Source organism: Candidatus Polarisedimenticolaceae bacterium (genome assembly GCA_036376135.1).
Taxonomy (GTDB): Bacteria; Acidobacteriota; Polarisedimenticolia; order Polarisedimenticolales; family DASRJG01; genus DASVAW01.
Map to the genome: position 1 here is coordinate 1 of DASVAW010000021.1, position 23501 is coordinate 23501.

Here is a 23501-nt window from a genome sequence, read left to right on the forward strand (position 1 = left end):
GCCGCGAAATGGCCGAACCCGTCGGAGTCGTTCTCCTGGACCACCTTCTCGACGAGGTCGACGGCCTCCGCGCCGCGGTCGAGCCGCGCGAGCAGGAGCGCGCGGAGGATGCGCCCCTCCCGATCCTCCATCGCGTGCCGCTCCCGCCGCTCGCAGTCCGAAAGCGCCGCCGCATAGGCGCGCCGGGCGTCCTCGGGGCGGTTCGAGGCGGCGTACGCGTCGGCGAGGTTGCGCTTGTGCTCGGGGACGCCGGGGGCGAGCTCGACGGCGCGCGCGTAGGCCTCGATCGCCTCCGGCATCCGGTCGAGGAAGTAGAGCGCGGTGCCGAGGTTCGACGCCGCGTCCGCGTCGGGCCGGGAGGCGAGGATCTTCCGGTAGAGCGGGACCGCGTCGAGCCAGCGCCCCGAGTAGAGGTAGATCGACGCGAGGTTGTTCATCGCCGACGGGTGGTCCGGCTGGTACTCGAGCACCTTGAGGTACTCCGCCGCGGCCTCGTCCCGCTTCCCGAGCCGGACGAGCTCGTACCCGAGGACGCTGCGGGCGAAGATGTGGCCGCCCGGGACCCCGGTTCCCGCCCGCAGCGTCTCGAGCCCACGGTCGACCTGCTTGAGGCCGATCTGCGCCCGTCCTTCCAGGACGAACCCCTCCCACGATTCCGGAGAGGCGGCGCGACCCCGGATCGCCGCATCGAGGGCGCCGTTCCAGTCCTCGCGGGCCAAGCGCATCCACGCCCGGGCGAACCAGGCTTCCGCGAGCCCCTCGTCGGCGGCGAGGGCCTGCGCCGCGAGCGTCTCGATCTCGTCCGCGTGCGCCGGGTTCCGGTCGAGCTGCTGCAGTCTCGCCACGCAGAGCGCGACGTGCGCCTGCAGCGCGGGGTTCGCGGACTCCAGGGCCAGCGCGCGTCTCGCCAACTCCACCGCGGCGTTCACGTTCTCCGGGCTCGTCCCCCGGGCGAGATAGACCTCGGACTGGTCGAGCAGGCGCTGCGCCTCCGCGTTCGCGATCGGCCATCGCTCGCCCCCGAGATCCCACCACCTCGCGATCCCCCACGCCGCCACGGCGAGCAGCGCCGCCACCAGGGCGACCGCGACTCCTCTCCATGGGACGCCTCGAGGGCCGAGCGCCTGCCGCACGACGCGCGTGGAGTGCCCCGCCTGCAGATGCTCGAGGGCGGTCGCGACGGCGGCCGCACTGCGCGGGCGCCGTGCAGGCTCCTTGGCGAGGCAGCGGTGCACGATCTCCGCGAATCCCGCCGGGAGATCGGGGCGGTGGGAGCGCAGGGACTTCGGATCGTCGTGGAGGATCGCGGCCGCGGTCGCGAGCACCGACGATTGGGTGAACGGGGGCGTCCCCGTCGCCGCCTCGTACAGGACGGTGCCGAGGGAGAACAGATCCGAACGGCCGTCCTGCGCCTCCCCCCGCGCCTGCTCCGGGCTCATGTAGGCGACCGTGCCCGCGGCGTAGCCGGTGCGCGTGAGGCGATCCTCCTCGGAGGCCGCGGTATCCCCCTCCGAGTCGGAGACGAGCCCGGAGACGCGCAGCGCCAGCCCGAAGTCCACGACCTTCGCGGTGCCGTGTTCGTCGACGAGGATGTTGCTCGGCTTGATGTCGCGGTGCACGACGCCGCGGGCGTGCGCCGCCTCCAGGGCGCGCGCGACCTGGCTCCCGATCCGCGTGAGCGCGTCCACGGGGAGCGGGCCCTCGAGCAGCCGTCTCGAGAGCGGCGTCCCGTGCACGTACTCCAGTGTGATGAAAAACAGCCCGTCGACCTCGCCGATGTCGTGCACGGCGGCGACGTTGGGGTGCGCGATCTGGGAGGCCGCCCTCGCCTCGCGGAACATCCGCTCGCGCGCCACGGGATCGTCCGCGGCCTCCGAGGAGAGGACCTTCAGGGCCACCGCCCGGCCGAGCCTCTCGTCCTCGGCGAGGAAGACGCGCCCCATCCCCCCTTCGCCGAGGAGCTTTCGGATCCGGTACGGCCCGAGGGATCCGCCGGGCTGCAGCCGGTCGTTGGGCAAGTTCCCCTCCCGCGGCGCGATTCTACGTCCGCCCCGCTCGCAGGCGCTCCCACGACGCCACGACGGCGGAGCGCAGCCGTTCGGTCGTCTCGGTGTACGACGCCTCCCCCGCTCCCGCGGCCCGCAGGGGCTCGCCGAACTCCACTCGCACGCGCGCGCGGCGGTGCGGGAGGAGCGCGCCCCAGCGGAACGGCCGATGCGGCGGCCACAACGCGTCCACCCCGTCGAGGGCGACCGGAACGATCGGAACGTCCAGATGCCGGGCCAGGATCGCCGCTCCCTTCTTGAAGGCCTTCGGCGCGCCGTCCACCGAGCGTTCCCCTTCCGGGAAGAGGATCAGGACCTTGCCGTGCCGCAGTCCCCAGGCCCCCGCCTTCATCGCGCGAACGAGATGCGCGTCGGGATCGACCGGCACGACGTGGAGGGCGCGGGCGGCCCGGAGCCGCCACGTGGAGCGGAAGTACTCGCTCGCGCCGACGAAGAACATCCTCCGGAAGACGCGGTACGGGAGCGCTCCCGCGAGCAGGAAGACGTCGAGATAGCTCTGGTGGTTCGGGCAGATCACGAACGCCCCGGACGCCGGGAGCCGCTCGACGCCCGAGGCGCGGAACCCCGTGGCGATCGCGGCGGCCGCGCGCAACGCGCGGGTCAGGACGAACCACCCGATCGTCTGCAGGCGGCGCGGCTTCAGCAGCGCCGTCAGCGTCGGATCGTCCTCGGGAAGCTCCCCGAACAGCCGGTCCCAGGCGAGCCCGGGTTCCCCCGCGTCGATCCCGTCCCCCGCGGCCTCGAGTACCGCCCGGATCAGCTCGCCGAGCGTGTAGATGCGTGCGGCGGTCTCGTCGGCGATCCGCCCGCCCGCCGCGTGCTCGAGCCGCGTCCGCAATTCGACCCGCTCCATGGAGTCGAGGCCGAGGTCGAGCTCGAGGTTCGACTCCGGCGCGAGCGTGGAGCCCGGCTTCGCGACCTCCGCGACGACCTCGAGCAGCGCGATCGCCTCCGGTTCCCACCCCGCGGCGATCGTCGGCGGCGCGGCGGGGGGCGGGGACGACGCGGAGCGCGCGCGGACCTCGCGCTCGATCTCGAAGCGCCGGAGCTTGCGGGTCGTGGTGCGCGGAAGGTCCTCGAGCCTCAGGTCGTAGGAGAGCACCCGCTTGTGGCTCGGGAGCTCGAGGGAGGCCTTCTCGATCTCCCACCGGATCTGCACGTTCATGTTGACGATCCGGTGCGCGCGCATCACCTCCTGGTCGGGGACGACGACGGCGTGCAGGCGCTCGGCAACCGGGTCGCCGGGGCGCGCGAGGGGAACGACGCACAGCTCCTTGATGAACGGCGACTTCAGGTACGCGGCCTCCACCTCTTCCGGGTAGATGTTCTTCCCGGACGCGAGGATGATCACGTCCTTGCTGCGGCCGGTGACGTGCAGCGCTCCGCGGTCGTCGAGAAACCCGAGATCGCCGGTGTGCAGCCACCCGCCGCGCAGCGTCGCCGCGTTCGCGTCCGGACGGTTCCAGTAGCCGCGCATCACGATCGGACCGCGGAGGAGCACCTCCCCGTCCCCCGCCTCGCTCTCGCGCGGGGCGATCCGCACCTCGACCCCCGGGAGCGGCCGGCCGACCCCGCCGTCGCCGGGCCGCGTGATCGTCGCCGCCCCGGCGCACTCCGTCAGCCCGTACGCCTCGAGCACGTCGATCCCCAGGCGCGCGAGGTCGCGCCCCACGGCCGGGTCGAAGCGGGAGCCTCCGGTCACGAGCAGGCGCATCCGCGGGCCGAGCGCCGCGTGCACGCGGCCGAAGAGGAACCGGCCCGCGTTGATCCCGAACGTCCCGCGCAGCGCGCCGTGCGCGGCGCGAAGGGCGCGGAAGATCGCGCGGGCGGCGGCGCCGCGCCTGGCGACCTCCTGCTCGACCCGCTGGTGGATCAGGTAGAAGAACTGCGGGACGCAGCAGAACGCGGTGATCCCGCGCTCGGCGAGCGCACGCGACAGCTCGGCGGAGTTCACCGTCTCGAGGAAGACCACGCGCGCGCCGACCGCGAAGGGGAGGAGCAGGTTGGCGAGCAGCGCCAGCGCGTGGAAGAGGGGCAGCACGCTCAGGACGACGTCGGTCTCGTCCACGGTCACGACGGAGAATGCCGCCTCGCGCTCGGCGACCAGGTTGGCGTGCGTGAGCACGACCCCCTTGGGATCGGCGGTGGTCCCCGAGGTGTAGAGGATCACCGCGGGTGCATCGGGGGTCGACGCGTGCGGCGGCGGGAGGGGACCGTCGGCCTCGACGGGGAGACCCTCGACGGGAACCCCCGGGACCGCCGCGCGCGCCGCCTCGATCCCGCGCGGCCCCGCGAGGAGCACGCGCGCGCCGCAATCCGCGACGACGGTGGCGATCTGCGCCGGGCGGTAGTTCGTGTCGAGCGGGACGGCGACCGCCCCGAGCCGCTGGATGCCGAGGAAGGCGGCGCACCATCGGGCGTCGTTGTCGGCGAGCAGCGCAACGCGGTCGCCCGGGGTCACCCCCAGGACGGACAGGCGCCCGGCCACCCGCGCGCCCATGGCGTCGAGCTCGCGGTACGTCACCCGCTCGAGCGCGTCGGCCCGCTGGAGCTCGACGGCGACGCGGTCCGGGAACCGCGCCGCCGTCGCCGCGAACAGGGCGTACAGGTGCTCCATCCCCTCTCCGGGGTGGAGTCTAGCCCGGTCCTACTTCGGTTCCCCGCGGAAACTCTCGCGTCCCTTGTGCTCGACCGGCCCGAAGGCCGGCTTGACCGGCGGGTTCTTCGCGTGCAGCGCGAGCACCTCCGCGATCCCGCGGTCGAGCTGCGCGTCGACCCCCTTCGCGAGCTCCTGGGGAAGATTGGGGACCACGATGTCCGGGATGACGCCGCGGTTCTCGAGCCCCCAGCCGTTCTTCGGGTCCCACCACGCGAACTCGGGGTGGGTGACCATCCCGCCGTCGACCAGCGGCTTGTCGCCGCGGATGCCGACGACGCCGCCCCACGAGCGCATGCCGATCACCGGGGCGAGTTTCTCGAGCTGCACCGAGTGCGGGAAGATGTCTCCGTCGGAACCGGCGAACTCGTTGGTGAGGACGACGAACGGGCCGTTGAGCACGCGGGCCGGGTAGGTCGAGATCCCGCCGCCGCGCGACCGGTCGAAGCTGACGACCTTGCGACGCAGCCGTTCGAGGAGCATCTGCGACACCGCACCCCCGCCGTTCCAGCGGATGTCGACGACGAGCCCTTCCTTGTCGAGCTGCGGGTAGAACCACGTGTTGAACCGCACGAGCCCGTCGATCCACATGTCGGGAACGTGGAGGTAGCCGATCTTGCCGCCGGTCTTCGAGGCGACGTATTCGCGATTGCGCCGGACCCAGTCGGCGTAGCGCAACCCGCCGTCGCCGGGCATCGGGACGACCACGACCTCCCGGGAGCCGGCGGTCTCGGGCTTCGCGTTCACCGTCAGGACGACGCGTTTGCCGGCGAGCGCCTCGAGGTGCGCCTCGAAGGGGAGCCCGGCCTCGAAGGGACGGTGGTTGACGGCGAGGAGGTAGTCGCCCTCCTTCACGCCCACCCCCGGCTCGTCGAGCGGCGAGCGCACGTTGTCCGCCGGATCCCCGCGGTAGATGCGGGCGACCTTGAAGGCCGTCCCTTCGCGCTCGAGATCGGCGCCGAGCAGTCCGGTGGGAACGCCGCGCGGCTCGACCCCCTGGTCGCCGCCCCAGGTGTACGTGTGCGACGTCGCGAGCTCCCCGATGACCTCCCCGATCAGGTCGCGCAGGTCGTCCCGGATCGACAGGCGCGGGAGGAGCGTCGCGTACCGGTCGCGGATCCCCTTCCAGTCGAGGCCGCCCATCCCCGGATCCCAGTAGAAGTCGCGCATCTCGCGCCAGGCCTGGTGGTAGATCTGCGCCCACTCCTCGCGCGGGTCGAGCTCCACCACGACGCCGGAGAGATCGACCGCGGCCTCGCCGAGGGCATCCGGCGCCGGCGGCGCGTCGGCGCCGACGACGAACACCTCACCGGGCTTCTTCATGATCGCGATCTTCCCGCCCTTCGCCGCGAGCACCGCGTCGGAGATCCCCTCCATGAACGGCTTCGCCTTCTTCTTCTCGAGGTCGAAGATCATCAGGGTCGCTTCGGGCCCTGCTTCCTCGAAGAGGCCGGGCTGCTCCGCCATGCCCTTGGGCGGCAAGGCGGCCCAGAAGACCGCCTTCGCGGTCGCGAACATCCCGACGTAGTAGCCGCGGTCCACCGGGAAGGCGACGATGCGGTCGGCGATCCCGTCGAGGTCGATCGCGACGGGCTTCGGAGGTTCGTCCTTCTTGGCTTCGTCCCCCTTCTTCTTGTCCTCGTCCTTCTTCTTGCCCTCCTCTTTCTTCTTCTCGTCGTCCTTGGGGGGCAGCCCCGCGAGCTCCGCGAAGGGGTTCGGCACGTCCCTGCGCAGCGCGACGGCGAAGGGTTTGGTCTGCCGGTAGTCGACGTTGTTCCAGTCGACGTTCCCGACGATCGGGTTCGTGAAGCGGTCGCTGAGGAAGTAGAGGTAGCGGCCGTCCGGGTCCCACGCCGGCGAATGGTCGTTCGTGGTCGCCGTGGTCACGCGCACGACCTTCGCCCCGGTCGTGTCGTAGACGAAGATCGACGCGTAGTCGTTGTCCTCGACCTTGGAGTACGCCAGCCAGCGCCCGTCGGGGCTCCAGGCGTAGCCACGGATCTCGGCCTGGTTCGAGCGATCGACCTTCACCGGAGCGCCGCCCGCGGCCGGGATCACCCACAGGGTCTGCGTGCCGTCGGAGTAGGCGATCCACTTCCCGTCGGGGGACGGGGCCGGAGCGAAGTGCCAGCTCCCCTCGGCCGGCGGCTTGACCGTCTTCGCGTCGCCGCGTCCCCACGCGTCGATCGTGCGAATCTCCTCCTCGCGGGAGGCGTCGGTGACGTACACGATCGACTTCCCGTCGTGGGAGAACGACGCCGCGCGCTCGCGCGCGCCGCTTCCGCGGGTGACGGGGAGGGTGACGCCCTTCTTGACCGGGACCGAGAAGATCTCGCCCCGGGTGACGATCGCCAGGCGCTCGCCGTCGGGGGAGAGGTCCAGCCCGCTCATGAAGCGCACCGCGTCCGAGTACCGGACCCGCGCGAGAACGCGGTCGCTCGGGAGGTCGATCGCGACCTTCGCCTGCTTCCCGGAGGCCGGGTCGAAGACGTGCACGTCGCCGGCGAGGACGAACGCGATGCGCCCGTCGGGGGCCATCGAAGGCGTGCGGACGTCCCACGGCGCGACGTCGGTCTGCCGCTTGCGGTCGGAGCCGTCGGGGAGCATCGACCAGAGGTTCGCGGTCCCCCCCTTGTCGCTGAGGAACCAGACCCGGCCGCCGTGCCACATCGGGAAGGCGTCGGTTCCCTCGAAGTTCGTCACGTTCTTGAAGTCGGCCTTCGACGGATCGCCGACCCAGATGTCGGAGGCGGTGCCGCCGCGATACCGCTTCCAGGTGAAGTTCTCCGTGACCGTGCGCGTGAACGCCCACCTTCCGGTCGAGGGCTCGATCGCGAGCCGCCCCGCCCATCCGAGCGGGAGCTTCGACGCGTCGCCCCCTCCGGCGGGGATCTGGAAGAGCTCCGGGTCGCCGTGGGGCATCTCGCGATTGCTCCGGACGAGAATGAACTTCCCGTCGGGGGTCCAGCCGACGACGAGGTCCGCGGCCGGGTGCCAGGTCAGCCGCCTGGGCTCGCCGCCAGCGATCGGCACGACGAACGCGTCGGCGTTGCCGTCGTAGGCGCCCGTGAACGCGACCCACTTCCCGTCGGGGGAGATGGCGGGGAACGACTCGAACCCCGGGTGCACGGTGAGGCGCCGCGCGACGCCCCCCTTGGCGCTCGCCGTCCAGAGGTCGCCCTCCGCGGCGAAAACGATCGTGTCGCCGTTCAGGACGGGTTGGCGAAGGTAACCCTCCGCCGGAAAAGCGGACGTGGCGAAAAGGAACGCGAGCGCGATCCCAAGTCGGCGCATGAAACCCTCCTCCGAGGCCGGGTACGAAGGAGGGATGTTACGCGCGGGCACCAACCCCGGTTGCCGTTGGACGACTCTTTGTTGCAGGGAGACGGTGTTCTCGGGGGGGCGAGCGCCGTGGAGTCGGGCTTCGAGGGCGGAACCGCCATCGGCTACGATGCGCGCGTGCGCCGCCTGATCCGCTGCCCCTCCTGCAACCGCCAGTACGACGCGACCGCTCGCGCCGCCGGCGACTTCGTCCGCTGCCGTTGCGGGAGCCGCGTCCCGGTCGGCGGAGACCCTCCCCGCGACGCCGCGGTCGTCCGCTGTGCGTCGTGCGGCGCCCCGCGGGAGGGGGCCGCTCCGGCGTGCCGATACTGCGGCTCCGACTTCACCATTCACGAGCAGGACCTCCTGACGATCTGCCCCGCGTGCCTCGCGCGGATCTCGAGCAAGGCGCGGTATTGCCACCACTGCGCCACCGCGATCGCCCCGGAAGAGATCGGCGGGGAGGAGACCGAGCGGCACTGCCCCGCCTGCGGAGACGGGAAGCGCCTGCGTTCCCGCGCGCTCGGCGCCGAGGGGATCTCGGTCCTCGAGTGCGTGCGCTGCGCGGGGTTGTGGCTTTCGACCGAGGCGTTCCAGGCCCTTCGCGACCGGACGCTGCAGGCGACGGATCCGTCCCCCGACCCGGCGACCGTGCGCGCGGAAACGCGGCGCCGGGCGAACCCGACCCCCGCGAAGGGGCGGATGTACCGGAAGTGCCCCGTCTGCGCGGAGCTGATGACCCGGATCAACTACGCGAAGCGAAGCGGGATCCTGCTCGACCGGTGCGCGCTGCACGGGATCTGGTTCGACGCGCAGGAGCTCGAGGCCGCCCTTCGCTGGATTCGCATCGGCGGGGAGCGGCTCGCCAGGGAACGGGACCTCCGCGAGGAGCGGGAGCGGGAATCGCTCCGGCGGTTCCGGGTCGAGCCGAAGGACCCGAACGACCCGCGCGCGGACACGAACGCGTGGGGCGAGGAGCGGCACAACGTCGTGCCCTGGATTCTCGGGAAGCTCTTCGGCTGAGCTAGGTCCCCAGCCGTTTCTCCAGGGCCTGCACCACGGTCTTCACGATCTTGACCCGTGCGTGGAGCTTGTCGTTCGCCTCGACGATCGTCCACGGCGCGTAGACGGTCGACGTCCGCCGCAGCATGTCCGAGACCGCCTCGAGGTACGGCGGCCACTTCGCGCGGTTGCGCCAGTCCTCGTCCACGATCTTGAAGTTCTTGATCGGGGAGGCCTCGCGCTCGCGGAATCGGCGGAGCTGCTCGTCCGGGCCGATGTGCAGCCAGAACTTGACGATCGCGCACCCGGAGTCGTGCAGGGCCTGCTCGAACTCGTTGATCTCCTCGTAGGCCCGACGCCACTCCGCCTCGGAGCAGAACCCTTCGACGCGCTCCACGAGCACGCGCCCGTACCAGCTGCGATCGAAGATCCCGAAGTGCCCCGCCTTGGGGAGCTGGTCCCAGAACCGCCAGAGGTAGTGGCGCTGCGCCGCGGCCCCCTCGGGCTTCGCAATGGGGATCACCGCGTACCCGCGCGGGTCGAGGTGCTCGGTCAGCCGCTTGATCGCGCCGCCCTTGCCCGCGGCGTCCCATCCCTCGAAGACGACGACGAGGGGTGCGCGCTCGACGTAGCAGCGGAACTCCAGCTCGCGCAGGCGCTCCTGCGCGGCCTTGAGCTCCTTCGCGTACCGGCTGCGCGGGAGCTTCGCCGAGAGGTCCACGCGGGCGAGGGGCGAGTCGCCCGGAATCGCCGGCGGCCGCTTCAGCGGATCGGCGTGCCGCTTCCCCTTCGGCGCCCGCTTCATCTGCGCCGGCGTCAACGGCTCGGGCGGAGTGATCCCGCGCGCCATCAGCGCCCGCCGCATCGCGGCGATCGTCTCCCTCAGGATCTTCACGCGGCGGAAGCGTTGCTCCTCCGCCTCCACGAGGACCCACGGCGCGTTGTGGGTGTTGGTGAGGGCGAGGGTCTCCTCGACGACGGCGACGACCTTCTTGTACTTCAGCCGGCCGAGGCCGAGGGGCTCGCGGGTGCGCCAGCGCTGGTACGGCTCCTTCTCCCACGCCTTCAGGCGCCGGCGATGCTCCTTGCGCGAGACGTGGAGCCAGAACTTCACGACGAGCATCCCGTCGTCGGTGAGCTGCCGCTCGAAATCCTTGGCGTCGTCGACGGCGCGCTCCCAGCGCGGGCGGTCGAGCGCCCCGTCGAGCCGGGCGATCGTGAGGTCGTGGTACCAGGAGCGGTCGAAGATCGTCATCTCGTTCCGGGCCGGAAGCCTCCGCCAGAAGCGCCACAGGGTCGGACGCATCGCCTCGTCCTCGCTCGGCTGGCGCGGGGCGAACACCTTGAAGCCGCGCGGGTCCATGTGCTCGACGAGGGTCGCGATCGCGTCCCCCTTGCCCGCGCCGTCCCATCCTTCGAAAACGAGCATCACCGGGAGCCCCGCCTCCCGGGCGGCGCGCTGGAGCAGGCCGAGCTCCAGGCCCGACCGCTCGATCGCGTTCCTGTAATCGGATTTCGGCAGCCGGAGCCGGAGATCGAGCGTTTCGAGCATCGTTCGGCCTCTCCCCGGAGCGAAAGCTAGGAGGAAGCGCGTCCGGGCGCAACGGGACTTTTTCCGATCCGGGCCTAGATTCGGGCGGAGAACCGGGAGGAGTCGCCGTGATCCTGCTGCCGATCGGCCACGAAGAGGAAGGGACGCGTCGTCTGCCATGGGTGACGTTCGGGATCATGATCCTGTGCGTGCTCGCGTTCGTCGCGACGGGATTCGGGGGCTCGCGCTCGGAGTTCGAGGCGATCGACGCGACCGAGGAGGCCGCGGAGTACTGGATCGAGCATCCGTACCTGCGCCTGGATCCGCGCCTCGAGGCGACGATGCACGGCCCCGGCACGCGCAAGGACGCGCGCGAGGCCTTCCAGGAGGGGATGAAAACCTTCTCGGAGGCGCCGGACGACCCGGAGACGCTCGCCGCCGAGCAGGCGGAGCTCGACCGGCTCACGCAGGTGGCGATGAACACCTCCCCCGCGCATCCCTTCTACCGCTTCGGGCTCGTCCCGGCGAAGTTCTCGTTCGTCGCGTTGTTCACGCACATGTTCCTCCACGCCGGGTGGCTGCACCTGCTCGGCAACCTGTTCATCCTCTACCTCGCCGGGCCGTTCGTGGAGGACGTCTGGGGGCGCCCCCTCTACGCGGCGTTCTACGCGGCGTGCGGCGTCGTCGCCGCGCTGAGCTTCGCGCTCCCGCACCTCGGCGTGAACGAGCCGATGGTCGGAGCGTCGGGCGCGATCGCGGGAGTCATGGGGGCCTTCGCCGTGCGTTACGCCGGAACCAAGGTCCACATGTTCTGGGCGGTCGGGTTGTGGATGCGCGGGACCTTCTGGGCGCCGGCCTGGGTGATGCTCGGGATCTGGTTCGCGCAGCAGGTCTTTTACGCCGTGCTCACGCACGGCAGCGCCGGCGAGGCGGGCGGGGGCGTGGCCTTCCTCGCCCACGTCGGCGGATTCGTCGCGGGCGCCGGGATCGCGTTCGGCATGAAACGGCTGCGCGCGGAGGAGCGGTGGCTCGCCGACGCGATCGACGCCAAGGCGAACAAACGCCTCGTCGACAACGCCGAGGTCGCCCAGGCCCTCGAGCTCGCGGCGGCGGGGAACGCCGCGGGCGCCTACGCGCGCCTGGAGGCCGAGGTACGTCGCGCCCCCGCCAACGGCGATGCCGTGCTCGCGTGGTGGTCCGTGGCGATCGAGCTCGAGCGGGCCCGCGACGCCGCGCCCGCGATGGCGCGCCTCGTCCAGGAGGAGGCGCGGCGAGGTCAGGTCGACCTCGCGATCGATCACTGGCTCGAGCTGCGCGAGAAGGTCCCCGGCGTCGCCGTCGAGCCGCTCACCCTCGTGCGCCTGGCCGGCGTGCTCGGTGAGCGCGGCCACGCCAAGGAAGCGGTGGAAGCGCTCAAGCGCGCGCTGATGGCCGCGGGGAAGGCGCCGACGCCGGCGACGGCGCTGCGCATCGCCGCCGCCGCCGCGGATCTGGATCCGGCGGTCGCTCGCGCGGCGGTCCAGGTGGCGCTGTCGCGCCCCGACCTCGACGCCGCCGGTCGTCGCCAGGCCGAATCGCTCCGGGAGCGCCTGACTCCGGTCGCGCGCTAGCCGGCCCGGACGCGCGGACGCGGGCTCAGGCCCGCGCGAGCCTCGCGGCGAGCGCAGCCCCCGCGCGGGGGTGTGCGTCGAGGGCGTCGAGGAACGCCGTCTCCCGGCGGGCCGCCTTCGCCCGGACGACCGCCGCGAGCGCGCGGCGCTGCGCGGGCGTCCATGCGTCCATCCCGGGAAGGGACGCGACGACCGGGGCGAGGCGGCTCCACCAGGCGCGTTCGGTGGCGCTCCATCCGCGGAACGACCGCACGCCGCACGCCGCCTGCGCGCGATCCCCGGCGCCGGGATCCAGCGCGAGGCCCAGGCGCGGGGCGCGCGCGACCCAGGCCCGCGTCCCCGGCTCCGGCTCGAAATAGAGGTGGGAGGCCGCGAGCGCCTCGAGGGTGGGCGCCGTCGACCGGTGCCCCGGGTTCCGGCGCAGGCGATCGCGCTCCCGCGACTCGATCGCGCGCACCTCCGGGTCCTTCGGTCGAAACCCGAGCTTGCGGTAGAACCACCAGGCCCCCGACTCGATCCCCTCCGCGTTGCCGTGCCCCAGCTGGTACGGCTCGATCGAGAAGGCGCGCGCGCCGAACACCGCACGGGAAACGGCCAGCACCCGCGAGAAGACCCTCGCCGCGTCGAGCCCCCGGTACGTCGGGAAGGTGTTGAACGCCACCTCGGCGGCGGAGAGCAGGACGTCGGTCTGCACGTAGCCGATCGGAACGCCGTTGCGCACGGTGAGCCAGCCGTAGGCGGCCGGGAGCGGCAGGCGACGGTCCGGGAGCATCCCGATCAAGACGAAGCGCAGCCCGTCGCCGTCGTCGACGACGCGCACGTCCCCGGGGTTCCCCCAGGCGAACGCGTCCAGGTCGCGCGACCGCGTGACCATCGCCTCCCGGGCGAGGTCGATCAGGCGCTCCGCCTCGCGCGGCGGCACCGCGCGCACGGCGTGCGGCGGCCGTCGCATCTCCGTCACGAGATCGGGACGCCGCCCCGCGTGCGCCCCGCGGCCGAAGCTCGCCGTCCCTCCCGGAAGCCGCGCGAGGGTCCGGCTCGGGGCTCCGGGGCCGGCCTCCAGCACGTAGGCGGCGTCGATCCCGTCGTGCAGCGCCTCCTTGGGGCCCGGTCCGGCCTCGAGCGAGGCGAGCCGCCCGACGAGGTACGCGGCGTCGGTCGCGCGCCCGCGCAGCCGGTCGAGCGTCGCCCACGCCGACCCGTCGAACCGTTTCGCCGCTTCCGCCGCGACCGCCGGGAGCAAGGCGGGGAGCGCGGCGCGCAGACGCGGCTCGGGGTCGGGTGCCCGGCGGTCGTAACGCAGCCGGTCGGGCCAGCGCGAGGCGAGCCAGCGGGCCATCGGCCAGAAGAAGCGGTAGCGGATCGCCGTGCCCGCCAGACCACTGTCGCCGAGGGCCTCGCGGTGTCGCGCGAGGTCGCGACGCCGGGGGAACGCGACGAGCGCGCGCTCGACCGCGTCGAGGATCTCGCGGTCGTCGGGGTAGGCGCGAAGCCGGCAGAGCAGCTCGTGCAGGCGCAGGACCGAGGCCGCGCTCGGAAGCGTCGCCTTCGCGAGCCGGCGGACGAGCGCCAGCTTCTCGGCGGCCGTGTCCCCGTCGCTGCGATCGGCGATCGCCGCCAGGCGGCGGAGGTCGCGCGGCACGGGGTTCACCCGGCGCACTCCACCAGGACGCGGCCTCGCACGCGCCGATCGAGCAACGGCTCGAATTCCCCCAGGATCGACGCCAGGGGCACCACCTTCGAGACGATCGCCTCGAGGTCGCGCGGCTTCATCGGGCCGGCGAGCTGGTCCCACAGGGCGCGCCGCAACGGCATCGCGCAGTCCATCGAGCTGACCCCGAGGAGACTCACTCCGCGCAGGATGAACGGGAACACCGTCGTCCGGAGGTCGGGCCCGCCGGCGTTCCCGACCGACGCGACGCTCCCCCACGGCTTCACGTGCGGGAGCAGCGAGGAGAGCAGCGTGCCGCCGACGTTGTCCACGACGCCGCCGAAGCGGGCGCGCTCGAGCGCCTTCGAGCCGAGCCCCAGGCCTTCCGGAGTCGAGACCTCCGCCGCCCCGAGCCCGCGAAGGTACGCGTGGTGCTCCTTCCGCGACGAGACGCCGATCACCTCGTACCCGCGTGCGGCGAGAATCGCCACGGCGATCGAACCCACGCCCCCCGCCGCCCCGGTCACCACGATCGGCCCCGCCTCCGGCCGCTGCCCGATCGTCTCGAGGCGGTGGACCGCGAGCGCAGCGGAGAATCCCGCGGTCCCCAGCGCCATCGCCTCGCGCAGCTCGAGCCCCTCGGGCATCGGCACGACCCAGTCGGCGGGGACGCGCACGCGCTCGGCGAACCCGCCGTCCTGCGTCTCCCCCAGCCCCATCCCGGTGACGAGGACCGGCTGACCCTCGCGAAAACGCGGGTCCGACGAGGCGGCGACCGTGCCCGCGACATCGATCCCCGCGACGAGCGGAAGCCGCTTGAGGATCCGGCCCTTGCCGGTGACCGCGAGGGCGTCCTTGTAGTTGATCCCGGAGAAGGCGGCCCGGATCACCACCTCGCCGGGGCCGAGATCGTCGAGCTCGAGGCGCACGAGGCGACCCTCGACCCGATCCCCTTCCTGGAAGACACGACACGCGAGAAAGCTCAAGGCGACCTCCCGACCGGATGCCGCATGATACGGCCTCTCGACGGAGGAGGATCCATGAAGGCGATGGCGCTGGCGATCGCGGCCGGGTGCTGCTGGGGCATCGGCGAGGCGTGCACGAAATCGGTCCTGCACACGGGGAAGATCGGCCCCCTGACCGCGATCGCGGTGCGGTCGGCGATCGCGCTGCCGGTCCTCGGCCTGGCGTGGTGGATCGCGACGCACGGGATCGCGTTCGAGCCCCGCGGCGCCCTCAAGGCGCTCGGCGCCGCGGACCTCCTCAAGCTCGTGATCGGCTCGGGGCTCGTCGCGGGCGCCGGCGGGATGATCTGCTTCTACGGCGCGCTCAGCCTCGGCGACCTCTCGCAGGTGAAGCCCGTGGCCTTCACGGTCGCCCCCGCGCTCGCGACGCTTCTCGGGTGGCTCGTCCTCGGCGAGGGGATGTCGTGGCGGAAGGGAATCGCCGTCCTGCTCATCCTCGCCGGAGTGGTCCTGCTGACCGGAGGCGGCGTTGCGCGCCCTCGTTGAGGATCCCTACGCCCTCGCCGCCGAGCTCGGCCTGAAGGTCCCTCCCTCGGTGCTCGTCCGCGACGCCGCGCACGCCCGCGGCCTCGACCTCAAAACCCCGCGCGTCGTCGTGAAGGCCGTCTCCTCCGCCATCGTCCACAAGACCGAGGCCGGCGCCGTCGCGATCGTCCCCGCCGAACGCGCCGCGGAGGCGGTCGCCGCGATGGAGGCGAGGCTCGCGGCGTTCCCGGTCGAGGGGTACCGGATCTTCGCGTGCGTGGAGCACGAGCGATCGTTCGGGCGCGAGCTGCTGCTCGGGATGCGCTGGACCGAGGACTTCGGCCCGGTGGTCACCCTGGCGGCCGGCGGCGTGCACGCCGAGCACCTCGCGCGCTCGTTCGTCCCCGGCGCGGACGTCGCGATCCTCTCGCCGGTTCTGGCCGGCCCCGCGGTTCTCGAGCGGGCGCTGCGCGCCACCGCCGTCGGCCCGCTGCTGCTCGACGGGCTGCGCGGCCGCCCCCCGCTGATCGGGCGCGACGCGCTCCTCGATCTGCTGGCGCGCGCTCTCGCCTTCGCGCGGGAGAACCTCCCCGGGCGCATGCTGGACTTCGAGATCAATCCCCTCGTGGTGACCGACGACGGCCTCTTTGCCCTCGATGCCCGCGCCGCGGCGGGGCGGGCGCGCGGCGCGACGCCGCCCGAACGCCCGATCGAGAAGATCGGCCGGCTGCTCCGGCCGCGGTCGATCGCGATCGCGGGGGTCTCGTCGCGCCGGAACCCCGGGCGGGTGATCCTCGAGAACGTGCTCGCGGAGGGGTTCGACCCGGCACACGTCCGCGTGATCAAGCCGGGAGCGCGCGACATCGACGGCATCCCCTGCGTCCCGTCGGTCGCCGGACTCGAGCCGCCCGTCGATCTCCTCGTGTTGTCCGTCGACGCGGTCTCGGGCGTCGAGGCGATCGAGCAGGCCTGCGAGACCGGGCGCGCCGAGAGCGTCGTGCTCATCCCCGGCGGCCTGGGCGAGCGCGAGGGGACGGAGGCGCTCGAGTCCCGACTGCGCTCGGCGCTGGCGTCGGCCCGCGCCAGGGGGATCGGCCCGGTCGTCAACGGCGGCAACTGCCTGGGCGTGCGCTCGGCGCCGGGACGTTACGACACGATGTTCATTCCCGGCGTGAAGCTCGGCCGCGAGCCGCTCGAACGGCGCGAGGCCGCGGCGCCGCTGTCGGTCGTCTCGCAGAGCGGAGCGTTCGCGTGCGCGCGCGCCACGACCCTCGGCGGCGTCGAGCCGCGCCACCTGATCTCGATCGGCAATCAGATCGACCTCACCGCCGGCGACTACCTCCGCTGGCTGAAGGACGACGCCGGGACCGAGATCGTCGCCTGCTACGTCGAAGGCTTCCGCCCGCTCGACGGCGCGGCGTGGATCGAAGCCGCCGCCGGGATCGTCGCCTCGGGACGCGACGTGATCCTTTACCGCGCGGGGCGCACCGCCGAAGGCGCCGGCGCCGCCGCCTCCCACACCGCCGCGATCGCCGGGGACTTCGCGGTCCTTCGCGCCCTCGCGCGGCAGGCGGGCGTCGTGCTCGCCGAGACCGTCGAGGACTTCGACGATCTCGTGAGGTTGTTCGTCCGGTTGCGCGGACGTCGCCTCGCGGGAGCGCGGCTGGGCGCGATGTCCAACGCCGGCTTCGAATGCGTCGCGTTCGGCGACGCCCTCGGGCCCTTCGCGTTCGCCCGATTCGCCCCCGGGACGGCCTCCCGTCTCGCGGCGATCCTCGATCGCGCCCGCCTGTCCGGGATCGTCGCGCCGCACAACCCCTTCGACGCGACGCCGATCCTCCCCGACGCCCCGTTCGGCGAGGCGGTCGAGGCGATCCTCGACGATCCCGGCGTCGACGCGGCGATCGTGGGGTGCGTGCCGATGACGCCCGCGCTGGCCACGCTCGCGGCCGAGGGGGGGCCGGACGACGTCGCCTCCCGCCTCGGCTCGCTGTTCGCCGCGACGGCGAAGCCCTGGGTCGCGGTCGTGGACGGGGGCCCGCCCTACGACGCGATGCGCGCCCGGCTCGAGCGCGCCGGGATCCCGGTCTTCCGGACCGCCGACCGGGCCCTGCGCCTGCTGGGGCTGTGGGCCGAGGTCAGGATGCGCGCGGAGCGGCCGTCACCGCCTTGCTCTTGACCCGGTCCTTCTCGGTCAGGCCTTCGAGGATCTCGATCGAGATCCCGTCCGACAGCCCCGTCCGGACGTCGCGACGCTCGAAGCGCTGGGGCGCGGTCTCGACCTCGACCCAGGCCTGCGCCCCCTCGAACTTCAAGAGCCCCTCGTCGATGGCCAGGACCTTGTCCCGGCGATCGAGCACGATGTCGGCGTTCGCGCTGTAGTTCGCGCGGATCAGCGCCCCGGGGTCCTTCGAGAGCGCGGCGCGGATCTCGAACTGGATCGCGCCGTTCTCCTCCTTCCCCTTCGGGGCGATGTACTCGAGGGTCGCCGCGAAGCTCTTCCCCTCGATCGCGCCGATCGTGAGCACGAGGCTCATGCCGGGGCGGAGCTTTCCGACCTCGGATTCGTCGACCTTTCCCTCGAAGACGAGCTCGGACATGTCCGCCAGCGTCGCGACGGTGGTCCCGTCGTTGAAGGTGTTCGACTCGATCACCGACCGCCCCTCCTCCGCGGGGACGTCGAGGACCGTGCCGTCGACCGTCGCGCGGACGAGCGTGTTCGACGTGTCCCCCGCCCGCTTCGTCGTCCCCTTGAGCACGACGTCGAGCGTGTCGGTCGCCGCCTGGACCTCGGCGCGCGCCCTCGAGCGCTCGAGCTCCGTGCGGCGGAAGGTCTCGTCGGAGAGGATCCCCTCCTCGCGGAGCAGGCGCTGCCGCTCGAACTCCCGCTCGGCGTTCTCGAGGTCGATCCGCGCGCGCGCGACGCGGTTCTCCGCGGCGGCGAGGCTCGCCATGTTCGGCACGACGCGGATGCGCGCGAGGACGTCCCCGCGGCGCACGACGTCGCCCGGCTCCACGAGCAGCGCCTCCAGGATCCCCGACACCTGCGGCTTGATCTCGACCTCCTTGCGGGGGACGACGGAGCCGGTCGCCACCGTCTTGCTGACGATGTCGGTGACGAACGGGGACGCGGTCTCCCAGACCTCGGGGGGTTTCCGCGATTTCTTCCAGAGGTAGGCGATCGTGCCGACGAACACGGCGGCGAGCGCGAGCGCGGCCAGGACGGACAGCACCTTCTTCATGACGATCGAAGCGCCTCCACGGTGGGGACCTTCAGGGCGCGCCACGCGGGCATCAGCCCCGCGGCGATGCCGGACGCGATCAGGATGCCAAGCGCCTGCAGGGCGGTCGCGATCTCCACCCCGGGGCGCTTGAAGAACATCGAATCGGTGTTCGCGACCGCCGCCGCGACCCCGTCCATCGCGAGCATCCCCGACACGAGGCCGAGGTACCCCGCCGCGGCGGTGAGCAGCACCGCCTCGAGGACGATCTGGCTCGTGATCGCGAACGGCGTGGCCCCCACGGCGCGGCGCACACCGATCTCGTGCGTCCGCTCGCGGACGATGACGAGCATGATGTTGCTCACCCCGATGACTCCGGCGGCGAGCGTGCCGATGCCGACGATCCAGACCAGAAGGCGGATGCCCGTGAAGACGCCCGAGAACTTCCGGAACTCCTGCTCCAGGTTCCACGAGCCGAAGGCGCGGGCGTCGTCGGGGGAGACGGCGTGCCGGGCGCGCAGCAGCGCCTTCACCTTCTCCTCCGTCACCGTCGCGGGCACGTCGTCGCGAGACTTGATCGCGAGCCAGTCCACGCGGTTCCCGTAGTTGAAGGACTGCTGGAAGGTCGAGAAGGGGATGTAGATCGTCTGCGTCTCGCGATCGCCGCGCGTGCCGCTCTGGAGCGACTTGAAGACGCCGACCACCGTGAAGTAGACGCCCTGGATCCGGATCTCCTTCGAGAGGGGCGACTCGCCGCGCTCGAAGAGCAGCTCGCGGACCCGCGTGCCGATGACCGCGACCTTGCGGCGATCGGCGACGTCGATGGGGTTGAGGAAGCGCCCCTCCACCAGCGGCACCGTCTGGATGCGCGCGAGCTCGGGCACGTCCCCCATCACGCTGAAGCCGCCCGAGCGGTTCCGGCGCACCACGTTGTTGCCTCCGCCGAACCCGCCGAGCTGGTTGCGCGGCGCGACGATCTCGGCCTCCGGCACCTTCTGGCGCACGGCGGCGACGTCCGCGTCGGTGAGGTCGAGCTCGCGGCCGACCGGCATCCCCTTCCAGGGCTTCGTGGTGCGCTGGCTCCAGACGAACAGGCTGTTGGTGGCTCCCCCCGAGAATCCCTCCATCGCGCCGCGCTCGAGTCCGTTCCCCGAGCCCATCATCACCATCAGCAGGAAGATCCCCCAGAAGACTCCGAACGCGGTCAGGAGCGTCCGGACCTTGTTGCCCCGCAGCGCCTCCCAGATCTCGTGCCAGTGGTCGCGGTCGAGAACGCTCATTCGTCCCTCAACGCCTCGATCGGGCGGATCGCCGCGGCGCGACGGGCCGGAACGAACCCGGCGATCGCCCCGGCCCCCACGAGCAGGATCGTGGCCCAGATCGCGATGCCGAGGTCCACCTCGGGACGACGGAACATCTCCGCGCTCGTGAGCGCCCCCGAAGCCAGCTCGAGCGTCGCCACCCCGAGGACGAGCCCGAGGTAACCGGCGACGCCGGTGAGGAAGATCGACTCCTGCAGGATCATCCCGACGATCGACCCCGGCGTCGCTCCGAGCGCCTTGCGCACGCCGATCTCCTTGGTGCGCTCGCGCACGGCGATCATCATGATGTTGCTGACGCCGACGACCCCCGCGAAGATCGTCCCGATCCCGATCACCCAGACGAACAGCCGGATCCCGTTCATCACCCCGAGGATCCGCTGGAAGCCCTCGAAGTTGTTCCGGACGAAAACCGCCCGCGGGTCGTCGGGCTTGAAGTCGTGCCGCTTGGCCAGCCGGTCGCGGATCTCCCGAGCCATGCGATCGCTCTGCTCGAGGGTGGCGCCGCCGGTCGTGAGCATCATCTGCCCCAGCCGGTCGGCGCCGTTGAACGTGCGCTGCGCGGTCGAGATCGGGATGTAGATCTTCTGCATCTCGTTCTCGCCGCCCTCGTCCTCGAACACCCCGACGACCTGGAACGCGATGCCGTTGATCTCGAGGTACTCGCCGATGGCCGCGCCGTCCTTGAAGAGGTCGCGGGCCACGAGGCGACCGACGACGGCGACCTTGCGGAACTGCCGCACGTCGAGCTCGTTCAGGAACCGCCCGCGGGCCACGATCGTCTTCTCGACGAACCGGTGGTCGGGGTGCACGCACCGGACGTCGTACGAGCCGAACTCGCCGCGGTACGCGACGGTGAGATTGCCGCGGATCCAGAACCGCCCGCTCATGTACTCGACGCCGTCGACCCCGCGCCGGATCTCGTCGTAGTCGCCGTTGCGGAACTGGACGGTGCGCCCGGGCTGAAGCCCCTTCCAGGGGACGCTCGTCTGCCCGCTCGAGATCCAGACGCTGTTCACGGCGTCGTCGCGGAACTGGTACTCGACGCCGTTCCGGAGTCCCTGCCCCGAGCCCAGGAGCAGGATCAGCATGAAGATCCCCCAGGCCACGCTGAAGCCGGTGAGAAACGAGCGCAGCTTGTTCTTGCGAAGGGTGTCGAGGATCTCCTGCCAGGCGTCGACGTCAAACACGGGCGATCCTCGTCTCGTCGTGCTCGATCGTGCCGTCCTTGAGCCGGATGACGCGGTCGGTGCGCTCGGCGATGTCGCGCTCGTGCGTGACGATCACGATCGTCACCCCCGAGCGGTGCACCTCCCGCAGCAGGTCCATGACCTCGGACGACGTCTGCGAGTCCAGGGCCCCCGTCGGCTCGTCGGCGAGGATCACCTTCGGGTTCGAGATCAGGGCGCGGGCGATGGCGGTGCGCTGCTGCTGGCCCCCCGACATCTCGGCCGGGCGGTGCCCGGCCCAGGGGCCGAGCCCCACGCGCTCGAGATACTCCATCGCGAGGGCCTGCCGCTTCCGGCGGGCGACGCCCCGGTAGTACAGGGGAAGCGCGACGTTCTCCACCGCCGTCTTGAACGGGATGAGGTTGAACGACTGGAACACGAAGCCGATCCATTGCCGTCGGTAGATGGCGGCGCGGGTCTCGTTGAGGTCGCGGATCGGGGTGCCGTCGAGGTCGTAGGTCCCCTCGTCGTGGCGGTCGAGCAGGCCGACGATGTTCATCAGGGTCGACTTCCCCGAGCCCGAGGACCCCATCACGGAGACGAGCTCCCCGGCCCCGATCTCGAGGTCGATCCCCTTCAGCACGTGCAGGCGGTTCGCCCCCGCGCCGTAGGACTTGTGGAGTCCCCGCAGACGGATCAAGACTTCAATTCCTCCAGGATCGGTCGCCGAGGAACGAAGCAGTCTAAGGCTTGATCTGGAGCAATGCCTCCCGGCTTGCAGGCAGGGGTAAGTTCCGATCCGGGAGATCCGGAATGACGACCAAGGCCCGCCCCGACGACGTGCGTCTCGGAGTGCCCGCGATCGACGCGGAACACGAGGCCCAGCTGAAGCTCCTCGACGCGCTCGAGGCCGCCGCGGCCAGCGGCGACCGGGAGAGGACCCGCGATCGCCTCGCGACCTTCGTCACCTACCTCGACGCGCACTTCCTGTCGGAGCAGTTATTGATGCGCGGTCACGCCTACCCCGGCTACGCCGCCCACGTGCAGGACCACGAGGCGGCGATCGGCATGATGAACGAGCTGCGCGAGCGGATCGACGCCGGGGAGGACGAGCTGCAGCCGCCGGTGCTCGACGCCCTCCGGCGCTGGCTCATCGGCCACGTCACGACGGTCGACCGCGACTTCGCGGAGTTCCTGAAGGAGCGGGGGAAGGCGCGTTAGGCGAGCAGGTCGTCGAGCCCCCGGGACAGGACTCCCTTGGGCTGGGCGCCGATCAGCGAATCGACCACCTTGCCGCCCTTGAAGTAGAGGAGAGCGGGGATCGAGGTGATCCCGAATCGCGCGGCGAGATCCCCCGCCTCGTCCACGTTGACCTTCCCGACCTTCGCCCGGCCGTCGTATTCGGCGGCGAGCTCGTCGATCGACGGTCCGACCATGCGGCAGGGCGCGCACCAGGCGGCCCAGAAATCCACCAGGACCGGCACTTCGCTCTGCAGCACTTCCCGGTCGAAGTTCGTCCCGTCGAGTTGGAGCACCTTCTCGGAAGCCATCGTCCCATCCCCTTTCGTGAACGACCGTGTTCGCCCGCATGAGATGCATCAAGGTGTCGCGACGTCACGCCCGGGCGGCGCTAGAGTGCCGGCGGGGAGGATGCCATGCGCGAACTTCGCGGAAAGCGCGTTCTCATCACGGGCGGAGCGAGGGGGATCGGGCTGGCGCTGGCGCGGCGCCTCGCCCGGGAGGGCGCGACGCTCCTGCTCGCCGACCTCGACGCGCGGGCCCTCGACGAGTCCGCCGCCTCGATCCGGGCGACGGGAGCCGGTGCCTTCGGTTTCCCGGTGGACGTCACCGACACCCTCTCGATCGCGGCGCTGCGCGACGCGGTCCACGGCGAGGGCGGGCCCATCGACGTCCTCGTCAACAACGCCGGGGTGGTCTTCGGAGGGCCGTTCCTCGAGGTCCCGCTGGCGCGGCACGTCACGACCTACCGCGTCAACGTCGAAGGGCTCGTCGCGATGACGCACGCGTTCCTCCCGGACCTCCTCGAGCGGGAGGACGCGCACCTCGTCAACGTCTCGAGCGCCTCGGGGTTCCTGGCGCTCCCGCACGGGACGACGTACGCCTCGAGCAAGTGGGCGGTGATCGGCTTCTCGGAGTCGCTCCGGTCGGAGCTGAAGCTCGGCGGGAACGACCACGTCGGCGTCACGACGGTCTGCCCGAGCTACGTGACCACCGGGCTCTTCGACGGGGTGCGCGCGCCCTTCCTCGTCCCGCTGCTGACCCCGGAGAGACTCGCCGAGAAGGTCACCCGCGCGATCCTCGCCGACCGACCGTGGGTTCGGCTTCCTTGGATGGTGAAGCTCACGCCGTTCCTGAAGGGGGTCCTTCCGGCCGCGGTCTTCGACTCGACGGCGCGCCTGCTCGGGGTGTCGACGAGCATGACGACCTGGAAAGGTCGCGGGTAG

General features: G+C 71.8%; 17 protein-coding genes. 6 read left to right on the forward strand and 11 right to left on the reverse strand.

The window, feature by feature from the left end; all coding sequences use genetic code 11:
- The 3 genes from VF139_01970 to VF139_01980 all read right to left on the reverse strand — a co-directional run.
- A partial coding sequence (locus VF139_01970) for a protein kinase (protein HEX6850145.1) occupies nucleotides 1-2018 on the reverse strand: 2018 nt, incomplete at its 3' end.
- A gap of 22 nt (nucleotides 2019-2040) precedes the next feature.
- Nucleotides 2041-4683, reverse strand: coding sequence for an AMP-binding protein (locus VF139_01975; GenBank protein ID HEX6850146.1), 2643 nt, complete (start codon nucleotides 4681-4683; stop codon nucleotides 2041-2043).
- Nucleotides 4684-4713: 30 nt separating this feature from the next.
- Nucleotides 4714-8016 (reverse strand): S41 family peptidase, encoded by a 3303-nt coding sequence (locus VF139_01980; GenBank protein ID HEX6850147.1) that lies wholly within the window; start codon nucleotides 8014-8016, stop codon nucleotides 4714-4716.
- Between the two features lie 165 nt (nucleotides 8017-8181).
- On the opposite strand from VF139_01980, the gene VF139_01985 reads away from it, so the two are divergent.
- Complete coding sequence (locus tag VF139_01985) at nucleotides 8182-9066, forward strand: zf-TFIIB domain-containing protein (protein ID HEX6850148.1); 885 nt, start codon at nucleotides 8182-8184, stop codon at nucleotides 9064-9066.
- A gap of 1 nt (nucleotide 9067) precedes the next feature.
- On the opposite strand, the gene pap is transcribed toward VF139_01985, so the two are convergent.
- Complete coding sequence (pap, locus tag VF139_01990; protein HEX6850149.1) at nucleotides 9068-10597, reverse strand: polyphosphate:AMP phosphotransferase; 1530 nt, start codon at nucleotides 10595-10597, stop codon at nucleotides 9068-9070.
- A 107-nt stretch (nucleotides 10598-10704) separates the two neighbouring features.
- Here pap and VF139_01995 point away from each other — a divergent pair, with 107 nt between their 5' ends.
- Complete coding sequence (locus VF139_01995; protein ID HEX6850150.1) at nucleotides 10705-12186, forward strand: rhomboid family intramembrane serine protease; 1482 nt, start codon at nucleotides 10705-10707, stop codon at nucleotides 12184-12186.
- Nucleotides 12187-12211: 25 nt separating this feature from the next.
- Here the strand turns inward: VF139_01995 and VF139_02000 are convergent, their stop codons facing one another.
- Entirely contained in the window at nucleotides 12212-13837 is a 1626-nt protein-coding gene (locus VF139_02000; protein ID HEX6850151.1) for a hypothetical protein, read from the reverse strand.
- Nucleotides 13834-14823: a YhdH/YhfP family quinone oxidoreductase gene (locus VF139_02005; GenBank protein ID HEX6850152.1), complete on the reverse strand. Its 990-nt coding sequence runs from the start codon at nucleotides 14821-14823 to the stop codon at nucleotides 13834-13836. Before VF139_02005 ends, VF139_02000 begins: the two co-directional genes overlap by 4 nt.
- 54 nt (nucleotides 14824-14877) lie before the next feature.
- Between VF139_02005 and VF139_02010 the strand changes: the two genes are divergently transcribed.
- On the forward strand, nucleotides 14878-15348 hold the full coding sequence (locus VF139_02010) for a DMT family transporter (protein HEX6850153.1): 471 nt from the start codon (nucleotides 14878-14880) through the stop codon (nucleotides 15346-15348).
- Nucleotides 15332-17506, forward strand: coding sequence for an acetate--CoA ligase family protein (locus VF139_02015; protein HEX6850154.1), 2175 nt, complete (start codon nucleotides 15332-15334; stop codon nucleotides 17504-17506). The genes VF139_02010 and VF139_02015 overlap by 17 nt, the downstream gene beginning before the upstream one ends.
- On the opposite strand, the gene VF139_02020 is transcribed toward VF139_02015, so the two are convergent.
- Genes VF139_02020 through VF139_02035 form a run of 4 tightly spaced genes read right to left on the reverse strand, consistent with a single transcriptional unit; the run spans nucleotide 17466 to nucleotide 21736 of the window.
- The gene (locus VF139_02020) at nucleotides 17466-18569 is read right to left on the reverse strand and encodes an efflux RND transporter periplasmic adaptor subunit (protein ID HEX6850155.1); all 1104 of its coding nucleotides are present in this window, start codon (nucleotides 18567-18569) and stop codon (nucleotides 17466-17468) included. The genes VF139_02015 and VF139_02020 overlap by 41 nt on opposite strands.
- Nucleotides 18566-19828: an ABC transporter permease gene (locus tag VF139_02025; GenBank protein HEX6850156.1), complete on the reverse strand. Its 1263-nt coding sequence runs from the start codon at nucleotides 19826-19828 to the stop codon at nucleotides 18566-18568. The genes VF139_02020 and VF139_02025 overlap by 4 nt, the downstream gene beginning before the upstream one ends.
- On the reverse strand, nucleotides 19825-21057 hold the full coding sequence (locus VF139_02030) for an ABC transporter permease (protein HEX6850157.1): 1233 nt from the start codon (nucleotides 21055-21057) through the stop codon (nucleotides 19825-19827). The genes VF139_02025 and VF139_02030 overlap by 4 nt, the downstream gene beginning before the upstream one ends.
- A complete protein-coding gene (locus VF139_02035) occupies nucleotides 21050-21736 on the reverse strand; it encodes an ABC transporter ATP-binding protein (protein HEX6850158.1) in 687 nt (228 codons plus the stop codon). Before VF139_02035 ends, VF139_02030 begins: the two co-directional genes overlap by 8 nt.
- A gap of 113 nt (nucleotides 21737-21849) precedes the next feature.
- Here VF139_02035 and VF139_02040 point away from each other — a divergent pair, with 113 nt between their 5' ends.
- The gene (locus VF139_02040) at nucleotides 21850-22257 is read left to right on the forward strand and encodes a hemerythrin family protein (protein ID HEX6850159.1); all 408 of its coding nucleotides are present in this window, start codon (nucleotides 21850-21852) and stop codon (nucleotides 22255-22257) included.
- Here VF139_02040 and trxA read toward each other — a convergent pair.
- Nucleotides 22254-22586, reverse strand: a complete 333-nt coding sequence (gene trxA / locus VF139_02045; protein HEX6850160.1) for a thioredoxin — start codon at nucleotides 22584-22586, stop codon at nucleotides 22254-22256. The two genes, VF139_02040 and trxA, sit on opposite strands and share 4 nt — an antisense overlap.
- Before the next feature lie 105 nt (nucleotides 22587-22691).
- Between trxA and VF139_02050 the strand changes: the two genes are divergently transcribed.
- A complete protein-coding gene (locus tag VF139_02050; protein HEX6850161.1) occupies nucleotides 22692-23501 on the forward strand; it encodes an SDR family NAD(P)-dependent oxidoreductase in 810 nt (269 codons plus the stop codon).